This is a genomic window from Sphingomonas psychrolutea, from assembly GCF_014636175.1.
In the GTDB taxonomy this organism is placed as follows: domain Bacteria; phylum Pseudomonadota; class Alphaproteobacteria; order Sphingomonadales; family Sphingomonadaceae; genus Sphingomonas; species Sphingomonas psychrolutea.
In genome coordinates, this window is record NZ_BMDW01000021.1 from 25,145 (window position 1) to 42,401 (window position 17,257).

16 protein-coding genes are annotated in these 17,257 nt (G+C 65.5%); 11 read left to right on the plus strand and 5 right to left on the minus strand.

Features of this window, described 5'->3' with window-relative positions; translation table 11 throughout:
• Complete coding sequence (locus IEV62_RS14690; protein WP_188448796.1) at positions 1-1,335, plus strand: bifunctional folylpolyglutamate synthase/dihydrofolate synthase; 1,335 nt, start codon at positions 1-3, stop codon at positions 1,333-1,335.
• Positions 1,336-1,403: 68 nt separating this feature from the next.
• On the plus strand, positions 1,404-1,871 hold the full coding sequence (locus IEV62_RS14695) for a DUF6628 family protein (RefSeq protein WP_188448798.1): 468 nt from the start codon (positions 1,404-1,406) through the stop codon (positions 1,869-1,871).
• A 19-nt stretch (positions 1,872-1,890) separates the two neighbouring features.
• Here IEV62_RS14695 and IEV62_RS14700 read toward each other — a convergent pair whose 3' ends face one another.
• On the minus strand, positions 1,891-3,225 hold the full coding sequence (locus IEV62_RS14700) for an AmpG family muropeptide MFS transporter (protein WP_188448800.1): 1,335 nt from the start codon (positions 3,223-3,225) through the stop codon (positions 1,891-1,893).
• A gap of 64 nt (positions 3,226-3,289) precedes the next feature.
• Between IEV62_RS14700 and IEV62_RS14705 the strand changes: the two genes are divergently transcribed.
• The gene (locus tag IEV62_RS14705) at positions 3,290-4,429 is read left to right on the plus strand and encodes an aromatic ring-hydroxylating oxygenase subunit alpha (protein WP_188448802.1); all 1,140 of its coding nucleotides are present in this window, start codon (positions 3,290-3,292) and stop codon (positions 4,427-4,429) included.
• Positions 4,430-4,542: 113 nt separating this feature from the next.
• On the opposite strand, the gene IEV62_RS14710 is transcribed toward IEV62_RS14705, so the two are convergent.
• Positions 4,543-4,974 carry a response regulator gene (locus IEV62_RS14710; protein ID WP_188448804.1) on the minus strand — a complete coding sequence of 144 codons (432 nt, stop codon included), beginning with the start codon at positions 4,972-4,974 and terminating at the stop codon, positions 4,543-4,545.
• Positions 4,975-5,120: 146 nt separating this feature from the next.
• Here IEV62_RS14710 and IEV62_RS14715 point away from each other — a divergent pair, with 146 nt between their 5' ends.
• Positions 5,121-6,395, plus strand: coding sequence for a pseudouridine synthase (locus IEV62_RS14715; protein WP_188448806.1), 1,275 nt, complete (start codon positions 5,121-5,123; stop codon positions 6,393-6,395).
• A gap of 136 nt (positions 6,396-6,531) precedes the next feature.
• Entirely contained in the window at positions 6,532-7,080 is a 549-nt protein-coding gene (gene rsmD / locus IEV62_RS14720; RefSeq protein ID WP_188448808.1) for a 16S rRNA (guanine(966)-N(2))-methyltransferase RsmD, read from the plus strand.
• A gap of 40 nt (positions 7,081-7,120) precedes the next feature.
• On the opposite strand, the gene IEV62_RS14725 is transcribed toward rsmD, so the two are convergent.
• Positions 7,121-8,779: an inorganic phosphate transporter gene (locus IEV62_RS14725; RefSeq protein WP_188448810.1), complete on the minus strand. Its 1,659-nt coding sequence runs from the start codon at positions 8,777-8,779 to the stop codon at positions 7,121-7,123.
• Positions 8,780-9,028: 249 nt separating this feature from the next.
• Here IEV62_RS14725 and IEV62_RS14730 point away from each other — a divergent pair, with 249 nt between their 5' ends.
• Positions 9,029-10,204, plus strand: coding sequence for a glycosyltransferase (locus tag IEV62_RS14730; RefSeq protein ID WP_229733207.1), 1,176 nt, complete (start codon positions 9,029-9,031; stop codon positions 10,202-10,204).
• On the opposite strand, the gene IEV62_RS14735 is transcribed toward IEV62_RS14730, so the two are convergent.
• Positions 10,195-11,346 carry an aspartyl protease family protein gene (locus IEV62_RS14735; RefSeq protein ID WP_188448814.1) on the minus strand — a complete coding sequence of 384 codons (1,152 nt, stop codon included), beginning with the start codon at positions 11,344-11,346 and terminating at the stop codon, positions 10,195-10,197. The two genes, IEV62_RS14730 and IEV62_RS14735, sit on opposite strands and share 10 nt — an antisense overlap.
• Before the next feature lie 79 nt (positions 11,347-11,425).
• Entirely contained in the window at positions 11,426-12,928 is a 1,503-nt protein-coding gene (locus tag IEV62_RS14740) for an amidohydrolase family protein (RefSeq protein ID WP_188448816.1), read from the minus strand.
• A 208-nt stretch (positions 12,929-13,136) separates the two neighbouring features.
• On the opposite strand from IEV62_RS14740, the gene IEV62_RS14745 reads away from it, so the two are divergent.
• From IEV62_RS14745 to IEV62_RS14765, 5 genes are all read left to right on the plus strand, one after another.
• Complete coding sequence (locus IEV62_RS14745) at positions 13,137-13,412, plus strand: hypothetical protein (RefSeq protein ID WP_188448818.1); 276 nt, start codon at positions 13,137-13,139, stop codon at positions 13,410-13,412.
• Position 13,413: 1 nt separating this feature from the next.
• Entirely contained in the window at positions 13,414-13,863 is a 450-nt protein-coding gene (locus IEV62_RS14750) for a hypothetical protein (RefSeq protein WP_188448820.1), read from the plus strand.
• A 49-nt stretch (positions 13,864-13,912) separates the two neighbouring features.
• On the plus strand, positions 13,913-16,234 hold the full coding sequence (locus tag IEV62_RS14755) for an ATP-dependent helicase (RefSeq protein WP_188448822.1): 2,322 nt from the start codon (positions 13,913-13,915) through the stop codon (positions 16,232-16,234).
• A 145-nt stretch (positions 16,235-16,379) separates the two neighbouring features.
• Positions 16,380-16,640: a type II toxin-antitoxin system Phd/YefM family antitoxin gene (locus IEV62_RS14760; RefSeq protein WP_188448824.1), complete on the plus strand. Its 261-nt coding sequence runs from the start codon at positions 16,380-16,382 to the stop codon at positions 16,638-16,640.
• Positions 16,637-17,029 carry a type II toxin-antitoxin system VapC family toxin gene (locus IEV62_RS14765; RefSeq protein WP_188448826.1) on the plus strand — a complete coding sequence of 131 codons (393 nt, stop codon included), beginning with the start codon at positions 16,637-16,639 and terminating at the stop codon, positions 17,027-17,029. The genes IEV62_RS14760 and IEV62_RS14765 overlap by 4 nt, the downstream gene beginning before the upstream one ends.
• Positions 17,030-17,257: the final 228 nt, after the last annotated feature.

Here is a 17,257-nt window from a genome sequence, read left to right on the forward strand (position 1 = left end):
ATGCCCGACCACGCCACCTCTAGCCACCCCGCCGTTCAGGCCCAGCTTGACCGGCTCTGGTCGCTCTCCCCCGGCGCCGACATTCTCGGGCTCGACCGCATCACCGTTTTGCTCGATCGGCTTGGCAACCCGCACCACCACCTCCCGCCCGTACTCCACGTCGCGGGCACCAACGGCAAAGGCTCGACCTGCGCGTTCCTGCGCGCCACGCTGGAGGCGGCGGGGCTGACATGCCATGTCTATACCAGCCCGCACCTCGTCCGCTTCAACGAGCGCATCCGGATCGCGGGGCGTCTGATCGAAGACGACGCGCTCGCCGCGTTGCTCGCCGAGGTGCTCGACCACGCTACCGATCTCACCGCCAGCTTCTTCGAAGTCACCACCGCCGCCGCTTTCCTCGCCTTCAGCCGCACATCGGCAGACGCCTGCATCATCGAGGTCGGTCTCGGCGGCAGGCTGGATGCGACCAACGTTATCGCGCACCCGCTCGTCACCGGCATCGCGCAATTGGGCATCGATCATCAAAGCTTCCTCGGTGACACGATCGAGGAAATTGCCGGCGAAAAGGCCGGGATCGCCAAGCCGGGCGTGCCGCTGGTGACGATGCACTATCCCCCGCGCGTCACCGCGCGCGTCGCCGCAGTCGCGGCGCGTGCCGAGGCGTCGGTCAGCGCACTCGATAGCGGCTGGCACCTCAGCGTCGGCGCAACGCTGGTCTACACCGACGAGAACGGCACGGTCGAAACCCCGCTCCCGACGATGGCCGGCCCGCACCAGCCAGAGAATCTTGGCCTCGCGATCGCGATGCTGCGGCATCAAAGCGGGCTGAACATCCCGCCCGAAGCCTATCGCACCGCCGCCACCACGACGCGCTGGCCCGCGCGGATGCAGCGGCTCCACCCCGGCCCGCTCACCGCGCTGCTTCCGCCTGGCAGCCAGCTCTGGCTCGACGGCGGCCACAACCCCGCCGCCGCCGCCGCAATCGCCGCGACGCTCGAGGCGATTGCGCATCCCGCGTTGGGGCGCAGCGAGGTGCATCTCATCCTCGGCATGTTGGCGAACAAGGACCCCGCAGGACTGCTCGCGCCGTTTGCGACCTTGGCGACGACGCTCCACGCCGTGCCGACGCCGGGCCACGACCACCACACGCCCGCCGCGCTCGCGCAGATCGCGCACGACCTCGGCATTGCCGCCCACACCGCGCCCGACGTGGCGAGCGCGCTCGCCGACATTACTGAAATCGCCGACCAGGCCGAACCGCCGATCGTGCTGATTCTCGGCTCACTCTATTTGGCTGGCGGCGTATTGGCCGAGAACGGCGAAGCGCCGAACTGACCTCTTATTGCGATTGACTTGCAATAGCGAATACGGGAGGATGCACCGCAGCAACGGAGCACCCTCTCATGACGACCACGCCTGCCCCCTCACCCGCCCCCTCCCCCGCTCAGCATCCCAGTGACCTCGCGGCCAGCCTGAAGGGGCCGCTGCCGTCGGACCCCAACGCCCGGCTTGCGTTGTTCGCGTTCCGCCGCATGGGCGCGCACGGTATCAATGACGCAGCGGCCTCAGCCACGCTGCTGCAGGCGTTCGGCGCAGGCTTCCGCCGTCCGTTGGTGCTGATGCGCACGATGATGGCCGATCTGGCGCACGCCGCAAATTGTCCGATCACGATCGCGCCGTGCTGCTGCCTGCGGCTAACGGGGTCGGAAACGACCGTCCTGACGATCCTCGCCCGCGCCGAAACCGCACCCGACAGCGCGCGGTTGTTGCTCGGCGATCTGATCGGCGTACGCCGCCCCGACGGCGTCCTCGCCAGCATCACGCTGCTCGCGCAAGCCTTTGCCGATGCGGGCCGCCCGATCAGCTTTTAGCGCACCGCCAGCCGCGCGGTCAGGCCGATGCCTCTGCACCCTTGCGGGCCGTGCGGACGCTTTCGACAACAAAGCCCCGCTTCCACAGCAGCCACAACAGCACCATGCCTGGGATTGCCGCGACCATCGTCATGATCCAAAACCCCGGCCAACCGAGTTGCTCAGCGGCATAACCTGCTGGCACCGCCATCCATGTCCGCCCAACCGACGCCAACGATGACAGCAATGCGAACTGCGTGGCTGTGTAGGCAAGGTTCGACAGGCCCGACAGATAGGTGACGAAAACAGTAAGGCCGATCCCACTCGTTACCTGCTCGGTCGCCACCGCAATGGTGAGCCACAGGTTGGAATGGCCGTGCAGCGCAAGAATGACGAACGTCAGATTGCTGAACATCATCAGCAGACCCGAAACGAACAGCGCACGCCCCATGCCCAGCCACGCCATGAACGGCGCGGCGAGCGCGATGCCCACGACCAGCCCCCAAAACCCGACCAGCTTGTTGATCGCGATGAATTCCGTGTCGGAAAAGCCGAGCTCGACGATCATTGGGTTGAGCATCGCCTGCCCCATCGCGTCGCCGACCTTGTAGACGAGCACAAACAGCAGGATCAGCAACGCTCCCCGGCGTCGGAGGAACTCGACGAACGGACCCACCACCGTTTCCTGCAGCCATGCCGCGATCGACTGACTGCCCGTCGCCACGACGCGATCATGCAGCCCCGGTCCAGCCCATAACGCGGCGATGATCCCCGGCACGACGCACAATCCCGTCAATCCATAGGCCGTGGCCCAGCCGAGATTAAAGCCTTCTGAAGAGGCCATTGCGATCGTGCCGACCCCGGCGATGAACGCGCCGAGACGGTAACCGAACTGGTTGTTGGCGGTACCGTGCGGCAATTCGTCTTCGGGCAAAATCTCGATGCGATAGGCGTCGATCACGATGTCCTGCGTCGCGCCGAGAAAGGCGGTGACGATCGCCCAGAAGGCAAAAACGCCAAGATGCAGTTGCGGCTGGCTCGCCCCCAGCATCCACACCGACACGAACAGCAGCGCCTGAATCAGGAACAGCCAGGAGCGGCGTTGCCCGAACACTTTGGTCAGGATCGGCAGCTTCAAACGGTCGATCAGCGGTGCCCACAGGAACTTTAACGCATAGGGCGTGGTCAGCCCGATCGCGAAACCGATCGTCTTCTTATCGATGCCGACCTTGGCCAGCCAGAATCCCATCGTTCCGAGCAGCAGCGCGAGCGGAAACCCGCTCGATATGCCGAGCAATAACGCCGCCAGCGGGCGCGGCCGGATATAGGGTGCCATCGTCGCCCCGAAACTCTTACGCCCGATCACGCCGTCCATTCGTCGCTTGCCCCTTGCACCGTTCGCGCCGAGACTAACGGCTAAAATCAGGAGAGGAAGCGCCATGAACGCGCCGACCAAGATTAGCCTGCCCACCACCGGGCAACTCGCACTGGCCGCGCGTCTGGCGGAGGGCGCGACCGCCCCGACGGGCGACATCACCCATGTCGACGCCGCCACCTATACCGATCCCGCCCGCCACGCCGCCGAGCAAGCCAAGATCTTCACGCGCGTTCCGCTCGTCATCGCGCCCTCCGCTTTGCTGCCGCAGAACAATATGGCGGTGCCGCATGACGGCTTCGGCAAGCCGCTGCTGATCGCGCGCGACAAAGACGGGCATGCGCAAGTCTTCCTCAACGTCTGCCAACATCGCGGCACGCGGCTGGTCGAGGGGAGCGATCCGGTCTGCGCCGCGCGGCTCGTCTGCCCCTATCATGCGTGGAGCTACACGCTCGACGGCAAGCTCGCGGGTCTGCCTCGGCCCGATGCGTTCCCCGGACTCGACAAGGCGACCCTCGGCCTGAAGAAACTGCCGACGCGCGAGCTTGGCGGATTGATCTGGTTCGCCTTCGACGCGGATGCCGATTTCACCACAGCGGAGGCGCTCGGCGCAGATTTCGCCGCGTTCGACATGGCCGGCCAATATCTCTTCCGCCGCCGCACGCACGCTGTCGCGGCGAATTGGAAGCTGATCATGGACGCCTTCCTCGAAAGCTATCACGTCCAGCGGCTGCACAGCGCGACGATCGGCCCGTTCTTCAAGGACGGCATTTCGGTCGCCGACCGGATCGGCCCGCATCAACGCTCGGCGGTGGGGCGCGAAGCGGCGCTGGCGGCCTGCGCGGCGGATGACTGGCCGACGCTGCGCTCGGCGATCACCTATACCTATCAGCTGTTCCCCGGCACCGTGCTGATCGTCAGTCCCGATTACATGAATTTGATGGTCATGATGCCGCAGTCCGAGGGTCGCGTGCTGGTCGAGGATTTCATGCTGATCCCCGCGGCACCGGGATCCGAAAAGGCGCTGGCACATTGGGAAAAGAGCTGGAATCTGCTCGACGGTGGGGTGTTTGCAGGCGAGGATTTCCGCGCAGCGGCGTTGGGGCAGGAAGGACTGGCGTCGGGCGCGATCGAGCAGGTTACGTTGGGGACGCTCGAAACCGGGATTCGGCATTTCCACGATGCGGTGGAGGCGATGCTCTAGCTGCCCCCCCCTTCAGGGGAGGGGCTGGGGGTGGGGCCGTGCCTCGAACACGACTTTGGATTCGCGGAGACGCCCCACCCCAACCCCTCCCCTGAAGGGGAGGGGTTTGCCGATCACCCCACATCCACAAACAGATTGAACCCACCCGGCAAGCGCTTGGGCTGCTTCCCGTCGAGCACCGCCTCGATCGCCGCGATCGCCGCCAGCAAGTCGCGTTGCGCATAGGGCTTCGCGAGACACCCCGCCGCCACCGCGCGCCCGCCCTCGGGGCATTCGCCCGTCACGAACAGCACCGGCACGCCCGCCGCGTGCGCCGCGCGCGCGACGTCGATCCCATTGCCATCGGCCAGGCTGATGTCGACCAGCACCAGGTCGATCTCCTCACCGCGATCGATCACGCCAATGGCATCAGCGACGCGGTCGACCGTAGCAACAACCACATAACCTGCTTCGCCGAGAAAATGTTCGGTGTCGAACGCCACCAACGGCTCGTCCTCGACCAACAACAATCGTACGATTCGTCGCTTCTTTTTACCGAACAACATTGGTCCGGAACCCCGCCTGTTAGTTCCCGCCGAAATGGCAGTGCGTCTCGCCCTCGTTACGCACCCGTGCCTTAACGCTCGGCTACGAGATCGGGCACAAATTATTTTGTGCGCACGAATGCAAACAAATTCGCTATCAGGTGCAAGTGTCCAAAGCTTTTACCCCAAAACCCGCACCGAATGCCGCCCCCAAGGCTCCCGTTCGTCCCAAGGACGAGCAGCGCATCGCCAAATTGCTCGCCCGCGCCGGAGTCGCGTCGCGCCGCGAGATCGAACGCATGATTGCCGAGGGGCGGATTGCGCTCGACGGTGTCGTGCTCGATACGCCGGCGACGATCCTGAAGTCATTGAACGGTATCACCGTCGATGGCGTTCCGGTCGCCGCACCCGAGGCGGCGCGGCTGTTCCTCTATCACAAGCCCCCCGGCTTGCTCGTTACCGAGCGCGACCCCGCCGGGCGCACGACGATCTACGATCGGCTGCCGCAGGATTTGCCGCGGCTGGTGCCGGTCGGGCGGCTCGATCTCAATACCGAGGGGCTGTTGCTGCTCACCACCGATGGCGAATTGAAGCGCCAGCTCGAACTCCCCGCCACCGGCGTCGAACGCGCCTACCGCGCGCGCGCTTACGGGCCGATCACGCAAGAGCAGCTCGAGGACCTCATCCACGGCGTCGAGATCGAAGGCATCCGCTACGGCTCGATCGACGCCAATCTCGAACGCCGCACCGGCGCCAACGTCTGGATCGAGATGATCCTGACTGAAGGCAAGAATCGCGAAGTCCGCCGCGTGCTCGAATATCTCGGGCTCAAAGTCTCACGCCTGATTCGCACGCGCTACGGCCCGTTCGTGCTCGGCGATTTGCCGGTTGGCGAAATCGGCGAGATCAAGCAGCATGACGTCGTCGCGTTCCGCAAGGATCCCACCCGCAAGGGCGGTGGCGAAGCCCCCAAGCTCGTCGAGAAAACGAAGCCGGCACCACGCGGCCTACGCGAAATCCCCTCGGCACCAAAAGCCCCGACACCCAAGCCCGCGCCTGCCCGGCGCATCACCAAGGCATCGGCCAACCGCACCGACAAGGCCGCCTTTGCCGAGCCCGCCAAGCGCGTGCCGCAGCCGGGTCGCGATCCGGTCGTGCTGACCAAGGCAACCAAGGTGAAGCGCTTCTACGACGCCCCACCCAAGGCCGGCACCGCGCCGGTCGCGCCGCGCGCGATCGCGCCGGGCCAGCGTCCCAAGGTGTTCAACCCCGAACTCGGCCGCAACGTCCGCGCCAAGCCCGACCGGCCCGAGCGGACTGTGCGGCCTGAAAAGCCCGAGCGCGCGCCCGCCAAATCCACGCCCCGCACTGCCGGCAAAGCGCGCGCCGCCCCGTCCAAACCGCGCACCGTCAAGATTCACAAAAGCCGGACTCGGAAGTGAAGGCGCACGTTTCCGCAAGCGTCCTTCCCCGGCGGAGGCCGGGGCCCAGTTGCGAGCGCTTTGAACATCAGGCGGTTCGCCCAACATCATCGACCTTCGCGACTGGACACCGGCCTACGCCGGGGACGGGCTACTAATGCGTATCATCGCCGGAAAATGGCGCGGCCGCCCGCTGGTCGCACCCAAAGGCGACGCGACTCGCCCGACTGCGGACCGCGTGCGCGAGGCGTTGTTCTCGATGCTCGCCAGCCGCATCGGCAGTTTCGAGGACCTCGCCGTCGCTGACCTGTTCGCCGGATCGGGCGCACTCGGGCTTGAGGCGCTGTCGCGCGGCGCGAAATCGTGCATTTTCGTCGAACAGGACAAGCCAGCGCTCGATGCGCTGCGCACCAACATCACCAAATTCGGCGGTGCGCGGGAAATCGGCGCGGACGTGCGCGCGCAAAGCGTGCTCGCGCTCGGCCATGCCACGCACCCGCTCGATCTGATCGTGATGGACCCGCCTTATGCCAGCGGCGCGGGTGCGGTCGCGCTCGACAAGCTCGCCCGGCTCGGCTGGGTCGGCGATGCGACATGGGTCAGTATCGAAACCACCAAGCCCGAACTGGTCGAGGTGGCGGGCTTCGTCGAGGACGTGAGCCGAGTCCACGGCAAGGCGCGGATCACGTTGCTGCGGCGGGGGTGAGGCAATTGACTCCCCTCCCTGAAAGGGAGGGGAGATACCGCTAAATCGCCCCCACGCTCCCCGACGCCGTCAGGAACAACCAGTACAACCCGCCCGCCAGCGCCATCGCGGCGGGCAGCGTCAGCACCCACGCCAGCGCCATCGATCCGATCGTGCGCGGCTGCAGCCCCGCCCCGCTCGCGACCGAGGCACCCGCCACGCCCGACGACAGGATGTGCGTGGTCGATACCGGCAGGCCGCCGAATTCCGCCCCGAGGATCGTCGCCGCCGCCACCAGCTCGGCCGACGCCCCCATGCCGTACGTCATGTGCGTCTTGCCGATCTTCTCGCCGACCGTGACGACGATTCGCCGCCACCCGACCATCGTGCCCAGCCCGAGCGCCAGCGCGACGGTGATCTTCACCCAGATCGGAATGTAGCGCGTGCCCTGTTCGAGGTTGGTCTGATACGCCTTGATCGACGCGAGTTCGCTCGGGCTGAAGGTCGCGGCCGCCTTGTCCTTGTCCTTGGTCGCCAGCCGCGCGCTGTCGAGCAGCAGATACATGTCGTTGCGCAAATTGGGCGTCGCCGCCGCCGGCACCTTGTCGAGCGAGCCATAGCCGCCAATCCGCTGCGCCACGTCACGCGACAAAGCGTCGGCGGCACCATAAACTTCCGGCGTGTCGGCGTGCCGCGTCTGTAATGCCCGCGTCAGCACCGCCCGCGACCCGGCGAGGTCGACCGGAGTGACCGCGGGCGCGGCGTGGGCCGCAAAGGCGCCGGCCGCTGCGGTAACGCTCGACACGAACGCCGGAGTCGCGCTTTCGGGCATCGTGCGGTTGAGCGCATAGGCGGTCGGCGCGCAGCCGATCAGGATCAGCATGATCAACCCCATACCCTTCTGCCCGTCATTGCCGCCATGCGCGAAGCTGACGGCAGTGCAGGTGAAAATCAGCAGCGCGCGGATGCCGGTCGGCGGCGGCGCATCGGCATCGGGCGCGCTGTACAGCTTGGGGTTGCGCAGCAGGACCTTCATCAACCGCAACAGCAAGAACGATGCGGCGAAGCCGATCAGCGGTGCCATCCACAAACCGGTCAGGATCTTGGTCGCCTGGCTCCAATCGACGCCCGACGTCCCGCCAGTCCCCGCCGACAGCAATTGATTGGCAAAGCCGACGCCGAGGATCGACCCGATCAGCGCATGGCTCGATGAATTGGGGAGTCCGACGAACCACGTGCCGAGGTTCCAGATCACCGCCGCGAGCAGCAACGCGAAGATCATCGCGAACCCGGCATTGCTGCCGACATGCAGGATCAAATCGACCGGCAGCAGCGTGATGATCGAATAAGCGACCGCCCCACTCGACAGCATCACGCCCAGGAAATTGAAAAAGCCCGACCAGACCACCGCAAGCGGGGCCGACATGGAATTGGTGTAGATCACCGTCGCCACCGCATTGGCGGTGTCGTGGAAACCGTTGACGAATTCGAACCCCAACGCGATCAGCAGCGCCAGTCCGAGAAACGCGAAGGTGCCGAGTGCGAGCCCCTCACCCACTTCCGCGGTATCCACGAAAATGCTGTATCCGGCGTAGCTTACGCCAGCGACCAGAATGGCGAGGAAGATCCAGCGGCTCGCCGGGTGAATCCGATGGTCGAGCCGTGGCCCGCCAGACGGGCGCTCGACCGGTTCCGGGAGCGCAGAAAATGTCGTTGCCATGGCTGAAACGCGCATGCCTCGTTGTTGTTACAATTTAATGACTGAAGCAGATCGTTCTGCCCCCCGCCGCCGTCGTTAGCTGGTCAGCGAAGGTCTCGCAACCGCAGCTTCGTCTCGGTTCGTTTCGCGCGAAGTCGAGAAGTAGGCATAGGCACAGCACGGATTTCTCAACTTCGCGCAAAACGACCGAAGAGGGGGATTCCCGTTGAAAGCATCTCGGCCTAAGGCATGGTCGCGATCAAGACCCGCGTGGCCCGTTCGCGCATCAACCCCGATTGTCAGAATGATCCACCTCCCTTGCGCGTCCTGACCTTTCTCTACAGCTTTGCGCCCGGCGGGGTCGAACGGATTGCCGCGCGGCTGCACGCCGCCTGGGCCGCGCGCGGGGTCGACTCGCGAATCGTTCTCGCCGACGCGCGCATCGCCGCGCCCATGCCGCTCACCGCCGTCACCCAGATCGCAGCCGAACCGCGCAGCGGCACGCTTGCGCGCTTCGTCGCGTTGCTGCGCGGTGTCCCCGCGATTATCGCGGCCGATCGCGTCGACGTGCTATTCTGCGCCGGCAATACCTATACCGCACCGGCGGTGGCGTTGCGGCTTCTGCTCGGTCGCACCTGCCCACCGATCCTTGCCAAGATCAGCAACGATTTGCTTCGCCCCGACATGCCATGGCTGGTGCGGGTTTTTTACCGACGCTGGCTGCGGATCCAGGGGCGCTATATCGATCATTTCGTCGGCATGGCCCCGGCGATGCGCGGTGAGATCGCACATTTGATCGGTGTCGCGCAGGATCGGATCAGCATCATCGAGGACCCCGCACTGTCCGACGCCGATATCGCCCGACTAGCACGGGTACGCGACGGCGCGCTGCGCACCCGCCCCGGCCGCCACTATCTCGCGATCGGCCGCCTCGCCCCGCAAAAGAATTTCGCACTGCTGCTCGATGCCTTCGCGCGGATCGCACAACCCGATGATCGCTTGCGCATCCTCGGCGAAGGCCCCGAACGCGCCGCACTCGAAGCGCAAGCCGCGCGGCTCGGCATCGCCGACCAGGTCGCGCTGCCTGGTCATACCGACCCGCTCGACATCTGGCTCGGCGCAGCCGACGCGTTCGTCTTGTCGTCCGATTTCGAGGGCGTACCCGCCGTCGTGATCGAAGCGCTCGCCGCTGGGCTGCCGATCATCGCGACCGATTGCTGCGTCAGCATGGCCGATCTGCTTGGCCACGGCACCCTCGGCACGCTCATCCCCGTTGGCAACGTAGCGGCGCTAGCCGCGGCCATGGCGACCATCGCCACGGCCGAACTCGAAGCGACCATGCAAGCGCGCCGCGCCGCCGCTCAGCGCTTCACGATCGAACACGCGACCGGGAAATACGTCGCGTTGCTTGCGATGCTGGCTAAAACGCGCGCCGCTCAGAGATAGGCGGCGAGCGTGAAGGGGACCGTGCGTCGCGCGCCGCGCCGTTCGAGCCCGAGCGTCACCGCCTTACCCGCCGGCCCGTTGATCGCCGCAAGCGCGCCCTCCCACGACATTCCGACGATCGTGTCGCCAACCGTAACCCCGGCCAACGCCGCGGGGCTGCCGCTGCCGACCGCCTTGACCGTGATGCGATCGCCGTCCTTGTCGATCCACAGCCCGGACAGGCCGTAGCGCTGAACCGGCGGGGTCTGCGCGCTCGGCTTGACCCACAACTTCCGCGCGCGCGTATCGACCGACAGGTTGAAGCGCCGGATAAACGACAGGCCCACAATCCCGTCGAACTCGGCTGCGACATCGCTGCCCAGCACCGTCACAAGCGGCCGCTCATCCTTTGCGCCGCCCATTTCGATCGATCCTGCGCGCACGATGCGCGCGATCGGCGCGGTCCCGCCGATCCCGTTCGGGCGCAATGGCGCAAACGGCCTGGTGTCGTTCCACAGGCCGAGCCGTCGCCCGACGGTCTGATTGAGCATCAACGCGTACGGCGCCCCGGTGTCGAGCACGCAGCGAATCGGCCGACCGTCGATCAGCACCGTCGCGCTGATCCGGCGCGACCCTTGCGCGGGGCTGTCGAGCCGTGGAATCTCCGACTCGATCGCGACATAGCCCGGCCGTTCGCCGCGCCCGTCGGGGTAGAAGCGCAACGCGCTGGCGTCGAAATCAAGCTCGCTATCCATCGCTGTCAACATGCCCGCGGCCAACGCGCCGTAAATGTCGGCACCGTATCCGAACTTAAAGGCATCGGAGAAGACCACTTGCGGCTGGTGGACTCGCTCGCCGATCAGCACGTCATCGGCCAGGAACAGGTTGTAAGCGTCGGTCCCGCCGATCCCGCGCGACCGCTCGATCGCTTGGGTGCGCAGGTTCAGCGTCTTCGCCAAATCGGGGCGGATCAGGCTTAAATACGATCCCGTATCAATCATGAAGCGGTACGGGCCCCGCCCCTTCAGCCGCACCGCGATCAGCACGCGATTGTTCTCGACCGCGATCTCCGCCGTAAAGACGCGCGGTTCGGCACCAATCGCCACACCGGGTAACGCCACGCCACCCGCAATCGCCGCCATCACTTCACGTCTGCCGATCATCGAAAGCCTCCATTCAACGCCGTCGCCGCTTCGCGGCGGACCGCTAAACGCACGAAAACAAGGTTGGTTCGCGGCGCGATCAATAAGCCCCGTAACGCCCGCGTACCGACCCGAGCAGCTTGGCCGAATCATAGCCGACCCCGTCCTTGAACACGGTTTCGACATTGGCGATGTCGCCGATCTTCACCGACGGATCGCCGCGCACGATCAACAGATCGGCATTCTTGCCCGGCGCAATCGATCCGATCTGTGCCGCCAGCCCGAGATAGGTCGCGCCGTTCAGCGTCGCGATCTTGATCGCCTCGACCGGCGCAAAGCCCGCCTCGACCAGCAATTCGATCTCATGACTGTCGCCAAAGCCCGGCAGCACATTGCCCGCGCCGGTCGGGTCCGGCCCCGCGATCAGCAACCCACCCGCCGCGACGAAGGCGCGCTCGAGCGCCAGCGCATTGGTCCAGGCCGTTGCCAGTTCGGCCTTGAGCTGGGGCGGATATTGCAGCGAGCGATTGCGATTGTAGAGATAGTCGGTCCGCGCCTCGACGCTCAGCAAATCGAGCTGCCGCGCGGGCAGCGTGCGATACTTGGGCGATGCGGTCTCGAACACCGGCAGCGTCGAAGTGATCGCCACCTTATGCGCAACGAGCGACGCGATCAGCGCCTTCGCCGCCGCACTGTCGGGCGTCATCGCCGCCAGCGTGGCGTCCCCGCGATCGGCCGAACAGACATCCGGCGTCTTGCCCGGGTCGAGCTGCGTGTTGACCCAAAAGCCATGCTCCAGATCGTCAATCCCCACCGCGATCGCCTCGGGATAGGTCACCGAACATAAATGCCCCGTCACCTTGATCCCGCGCGCATGCGCCGCCTCCACCGCCGCCTTCAGTTCGGCGCGTGTGATGTTCATATACGCCTTGAACGACGTCACGCCCTGGTCGGCCCAGAACTCGACCGTGCGCGCGGCATCCGCCGCGTCGGCCAGTTGGTGCATCTGGATGAACGGGCTGCCCGCACCTTCCAGATACGGCCCCGTCACATCCATATGCGGCCCCGGCAACGTGCCCGCGTCGATCGAGCGCTTCATGTTGAGATCGGTATAGGGCTCCACGCTCCCCGCCGTCCGCAGCGTCGTCACGCCCATCGCCAGATACAGGCGGGGCGAGGAAAACGTCATTTGCGGCACCATCACCGGATCATCGCCGCGGCCATCGGGCTGCAAATTGGGGCGCGCGATATAATATTGGTGGTCATGCATCCCGACGATGCCGGGCAGCACGCTGCGCCCCGTCAGATCGATCGCGCGATACCCCGCCGGCACCGGATCGCCGCTCGCCTGCACCGCGATGATCTTGGCGCCGTCGATCAGCACCGTTTGGTCAGCTTGCGCCGCCGTGCCCGTCCCGTCGATCACGCGGACATGCGTAAGCGCGATCTTGCCCGCCGGAACCGCGACGAACGGCGTGACCGCTTTCCCCGGCGCAGCAGGCGGCGGCAGGATCCGCGCGGCCATGTCGACCTTGGCGAAAGCGGGACCGACGAAACTCGGGGTCACCGCGACAAAGAGCGCCGCAGCAATCGTCGATCTCATCGTACGCAACATCGCCATCTCCCCAAGTCACCCACCGGCAGAAATCATAACGCAAACAATACGCATCGTGCAAAACGCCCATTCCGACCGGAATTGAGTCCAATCCGGCAGAGCTTGGCACTGACCTAGGTTTACTTTCGCCACCGTCCTCATATGATCCTGTGACAGATTTCGATTCTAGCCAACCGTCTTTTGGGGAGAAGACTCTATGGTTCGGCGTTTCATCATCGCCACGCTCTTGTTTTCGACAGGCCCGCTGGTCGGGATCGGCCAATGTCAAACCGCCCCTGCACCGCCACCACCACCGCCCCCGGTGGATTCGGCTCCGGCCGAAGTCGCGGCGATGCAGGCGGGTGACGAAGCCACAAGCGATTGCGATCCTGCGGCGGCGGCCCGCGTTGGCGTGCTTGAAACGCTGGTGACCAAGCAAAGGACGTATATCAAGGCGCTCGAAGCCCGCATTCGCCATCTTCAGGGGCATTGAAATGGCCGAAAATTCAACGAATACGCTCCTGGCAAACAGCCAGACCGCCCCTGATGCTGCTGCAGTTGAGCTGACCGAGGATGACGCGCAGCTTGCCGCCCTCAAGAAATCGGTCTCGGATGTCGAGGTAAAGGCCGCCGCAATCAGCCACGCCGCGCAACAAAGTACGCCCAGCGGTTGGTGGACAACGCACAGCGCCATGACAATGAGCGCCTCGGTCCTCCTCTTCGGCGCAGCCGTCATCGCGATCGCGACCTTTACGGCCAAGAAGCAGCAATCGACGCTGGAGGAAGCACTGCGGCTATACGGCACCATCATGGTGATCACGATGGCGGTGTTCCTCGTCGTGGCGGGCTATAGCGATCAGCAAATTGCCGCGCCGCTTGGCCTGCTCGGGACGATTGCCGGCTATCTGCTCGGCCGGACGACCAAGCCGAACGACCAGGCCTGACCGCAAGGAATGCTTGTCCCTTTGGCTCACGTTCCCTACCTGTTCACCGATGAGTCTCCCCGCCCCCCAGAGTCCGGCGTCCCCCGACGATCCCCCCTATCTGCGCGGCCTCAACGCCCCGCAGCGTGAAGCCGTACTCACCACCGAGGGCCCCGTGCTGGTTCTTGCGGGCGCCGGCACCGGCAAGACCGCTGCGCTCACCGCGCGCCTCGCGCACTTGCTCAACACGCGGAAAGCCTGGCCGAGCGAAATCCTGTCGGTCACCTTTACCAACAAGGCCGCGCGCGAGATGCGGCACCGCGTCGGGCGGCTGGTCGGCGATGTCGTCGAGGGGATGCCGTGGCTCGGCACCTTCCACGCGATCGGCGCGAAGATGCTGCGCCGCCACGCCGAGTTGGTCGGCCTGCAAAGCAATTTCACGATCCTCGATACCGACGACCAGTTGCGCCTGCTGAAACAGCTCATCCAGGCCGCCGATCTCGACGAAAAACGCTGGCCCGCGCGCTCGCTCGCCGGGCTGATCGACGGTTGGAAGAACAAGGGCCTCACCCCAGCGCAAATCGATGCGGGCGAATCCGAGCTCTACGCCAACGGCCGCGGTCAGGAACTCTACGCCGCCTATCAGGCCCGCCTGATCGCGCTCAACGCCTGTGATTTCGGCGACCTGCTGCTGCACATGCTCGTCATCCTGCAGCGCGACCGCGACGTGCTCGCCGACTATCAGCGCAAATTCAAATACATCATGGTCGACGAATATCAGGACACTAACAGCGTCCAGTACCTCTGGCTCCGCCTCCTCGCGCAAGAGCGCAAGAACATCGCTTGCGTCGGCGATGACGACCAGTCGATCTATTCATGGCGCGGCGCGCAAGTCGAGAATATCCTGAAATTCGAAAAGGATTTCCCCGGCGCCAAGATCATTCGGCTCGAACAGAATTACCGCAGCACCCCGCACATCCTCGCCGCCGCGAGCGGAGTTATCGCCAACAACTCCGGCCGCCTCGGCAAGCAGCTCTGGACCGAGCTCGACGCGGGCGAGAAGGTCAAAGTGCTCGGCGTATGGGACGGCCCCGAGGAAGCGCGCCGCGTCGGCGAGGAAATCGACACAGCACAACGCGCTGGCAAGAGCCTCGACGACATCGCCATCCTGGTCCGCGCGCAGCACCAGACGCGCGAGTTCGAGGACCGCTTCATCGCCACCGGGATCAACTACCGCATCGTCGGCGGCTTCCGCTTCTACGAACGCGCCGAAATCCGCGATGCGCTCGCCTATCTCCGTGTCGTCGCCCAGCCCGCCGACGACCTCGCCTTCGACCGCATCGTCAACGTCCCGAAGCGCGGCCTCGGCGACAAGGCGGTCGCGCGCGTCCACCAGCTCGCCCGCGCGCAAGGCATACCCCTCGTCACCGCCGCCGCGCGCATCCTCGACACCGACGAACTGACCGGTGCGGCGCGCAAGTCGCTCGGCAACCTCGTCATCGACATGGCGCGGTGGCGCGCGCAAGTGACCGAGATCCCGCACGGCGACCTAGCGCGCATCATCCTCGACGAAAGCGGCTACACGTCCGTGCTCCAGGCCGAGAAATCGGTCGAGGCCTCGGGCCGCCTCGAAAACCTCACCGAACTCGTCCGCGCGATGGAGGAATATGACAGCCTCGGCGCGTTCCTCGAACATGTCAGCCTCGTGATGGACAATGAAGCCGCCGTCGAGGAACCCAAGGTCACGATCATGACGATCCACGCCGCCAAGGGCCTAGAGTACGACACCGTCTTCCTCGTCGGATGGGAGGAAGGCCTGTTCCCCTCACAACGCGCGCTCGACGAAGGCGGCACCAACAGCCTCGAGGAAGAACGCCGCCTGGCCTATGTCGCGATCACCCGCGCGCGGCGCCGCGCGATCATCCTCCACGCCGCCAACCGCCGCATTTATGGCCAGTGGACCAGCAGCATCCCGAGCCGCTTCGTCGACGAACTGCCACTGGAACATATCGAATCCGAATCGAGCATGGCGGGCGGCGAAAGCCTGTGGCGCGCCAATTGGTCCGAACGCGCCGACCCCTTTGCCGATGTCGCGCGCGGCACCGGGCGCGGCCCCGGCTGGCAACGCGCGGCGGGGGGCGACGTGGCGAAACCGGGCGGCAGTTATGCGAGCCGCACCTTCACCCGCGAACCATCCCGCGTCCGCGAATCCAGCGCCCCCGCCGTCAGCATCGGCAACGCCGGCCGCGCGGATGTGTCGGTGGGGATGCGCGTCTTCCACCAGAAATTCGGCTACGGCGCGATCGCCGAGATCGAGGGCAACAAGCTCGAGATCGATTTCGAGACCGCCGGACGGAAACGCGTGATGGATAGCTTCGTGACGGTGGGGTGAGCCCGCTTAAGCCCCTCCCCTTAAGGGGAGGGGTTGGGGTGGGGCCGTTCAGCAAATACAATGCTGTGGTGCGGAGCGACCACGCCCGCAACATTGCTGCCCACACCAAAATGGACTATATACTTGGTCCAAGAGGACCCGCCCGATGCACATCTCCGTATCCGACGCAAAAGCCCATCTCACCGACCTCGTCCGCCGCGCCGAAGCCGGCGAAGAGATCACCCTAACCCGCCGCGGCGCGCCCACCGTCCGCCTCGTGCCGGTCGTGGCGACCGACCTGCGCGAACAGCGACGCCAAGCGCTCGATAAGTTCCGGGGAATCGCCAAAGGAAAGCCCGGAATGGAAGGCGTCACCGCCGCCACCATCGCCGATTTCCTTTACGACGAGAACGGCTGGCCCGCATGATCGCACTCGACGGCTCGGCCTTGTTCGCGGTGATCCTCGACGAGCCGATGGCCGAACGCTGCGACCAAGCTCTCCGGGCCGCAGGGACGGAGTTGATCATGTCGTCCGCTTCGCTGACCGAAACGCTGATCGTGGCGGCAGGCAAAAACCTGTACGACGAAATGCAAGCCTTCATCGCCGCGCTACAACCAACCATCATCCCCCTTACCGAACCTCGCGCCCGCGCCGCCGCCGATGCCTATCGCCGCTGGGGCAAGAACTTCCACCCCGCCCGTCTCAATCTGGGCGACTCCTTCGCCTACGCGCTGGCGATGGAACATGCCTGCCCGCTGCTGTTCGTCGGCAACGATTTCGCGCAGACGGATGTGGTTTCGGCGCTGGCGGGGTGAGGCGAAGACCACGCGCTATTTCGAGGAGCAGGTGCTGCGCAAGCGCCCTACCTGCAACGCGACTGGATCGCGGCGACGCTCGCCGACTCGCTCGCCCGCGAAACGCAGCCCGACGGCCGTATCCGCTGGTGGCGGCGGATCGATTTGCCGGAGTCGGACAAATCCTATATCCTTCGCGCTGTGACGCTCGAAGACGGCGAAACCGTCCACAACGCCTTCGTCGACCGC

Excerpts from the sequence above, each read along its gene's own strand:
- IEV62_RS14750 (WP_188448820.1), top strand. The coding sequence starts at position 13,414 with ATGGCCGAAAATTCAACGAATACGCTCCTGGCAAACAGCCAGACCGCC.
- IEV62_RS14690 (WP_188448796.1), top strand. The coding sequence starts at position 1 with ATGCCCGACCACGCCACCTCTAGCCACCCCGCCGTTCAGGCCCAGCTT.
- IEV62_RS14745 (WP_188448818.1), top strand. The coding sequence starts at position 13,137 with ATGGTTCGGCGTTTCATCATCGCCACGCTCTTGTTTTCGACAGGCCCG.
- IEV62_RS14700 (WP_188448800.1), bottom strand. The coding sequence starts at position 3,225 with ATGGACGGCGTGATCGGGCGTAAGAGTTTCGGGGCGACGATGGCACCC.
- IEV62_RS14740 (WP_188448816.1), bottom strand. The coding sequence starts at position 12,928 with ATGAGATCGACGATTGCTGCGGCGCTCTTTGTCGCGGTGACCCCGAGT.
- IEV62_RS14725 (WP_188448810.1), bottom strand. The coding sequence starts at position 8,779 with ATGGCAACGACATTTTCTGCGCTCCCGGAACCGGTCGAGCGCCCGTCT.
- IEV62_RS14705 (WP_188448802.1), top strand. The coding sequence starts at position 3,290 with ATGAACGCGCCGACCAAGATTAGCCTGCCCACCACCGGGCAACTCGCA.
- IEV62_RS14710 (WP_188448804.1), bottom strand. The coding sequence starts at position 4,974 with ATGTTGTTCGGTAAAAAGAAGCGACGAATCGTACGATTGTTGTTGGTC.
- IEV62_RS14760 (WP_188448824.1), top strand. The coding sequence starts at position 16,380 with ATGCACATCTCCGTATCCGACGCAAAAGCCCATCTCACCGACCTCGTC.
- rsmD (WP_188448808.1), top strand. The coding sequence starts at position 6,532 with ATGCGTATCATCGCCGGAAAATGGCGCGGCCGCCCGCTGGTCGCACCC.
- IEV62_RS14735 (WP_188448814.1), bottom strand. The coding sequence starts at position 11,346 with ATGATCGGCAGACGTGAAGTGATGGCGGCGATTGCGGGTGGCGTGGCG.
- IEV62_RS14755 (WP_188448822.1), top strand. The coding sequence starts at position 13,913 with ATGAGTCTCCCCGCCCCCCAGAGTCCGGCGTCCCCCGACGATCCCCCC.
- IEV62_RS14695 (WP_188448798.1), top strand. The coding sequence starts at position 1,404 with ATGACGACCACGCCTGCCCCCTCACCCGCCCCCTCCCCCGCTCAGCAT.
- IEV62_RS14765 (WP_188448826.1), top strand. The coding sequence starts at position 16,637 with ATGATCGCACTCGACGGCTCGGCCTTGTTCGCGGTGATCCTCGACGAG.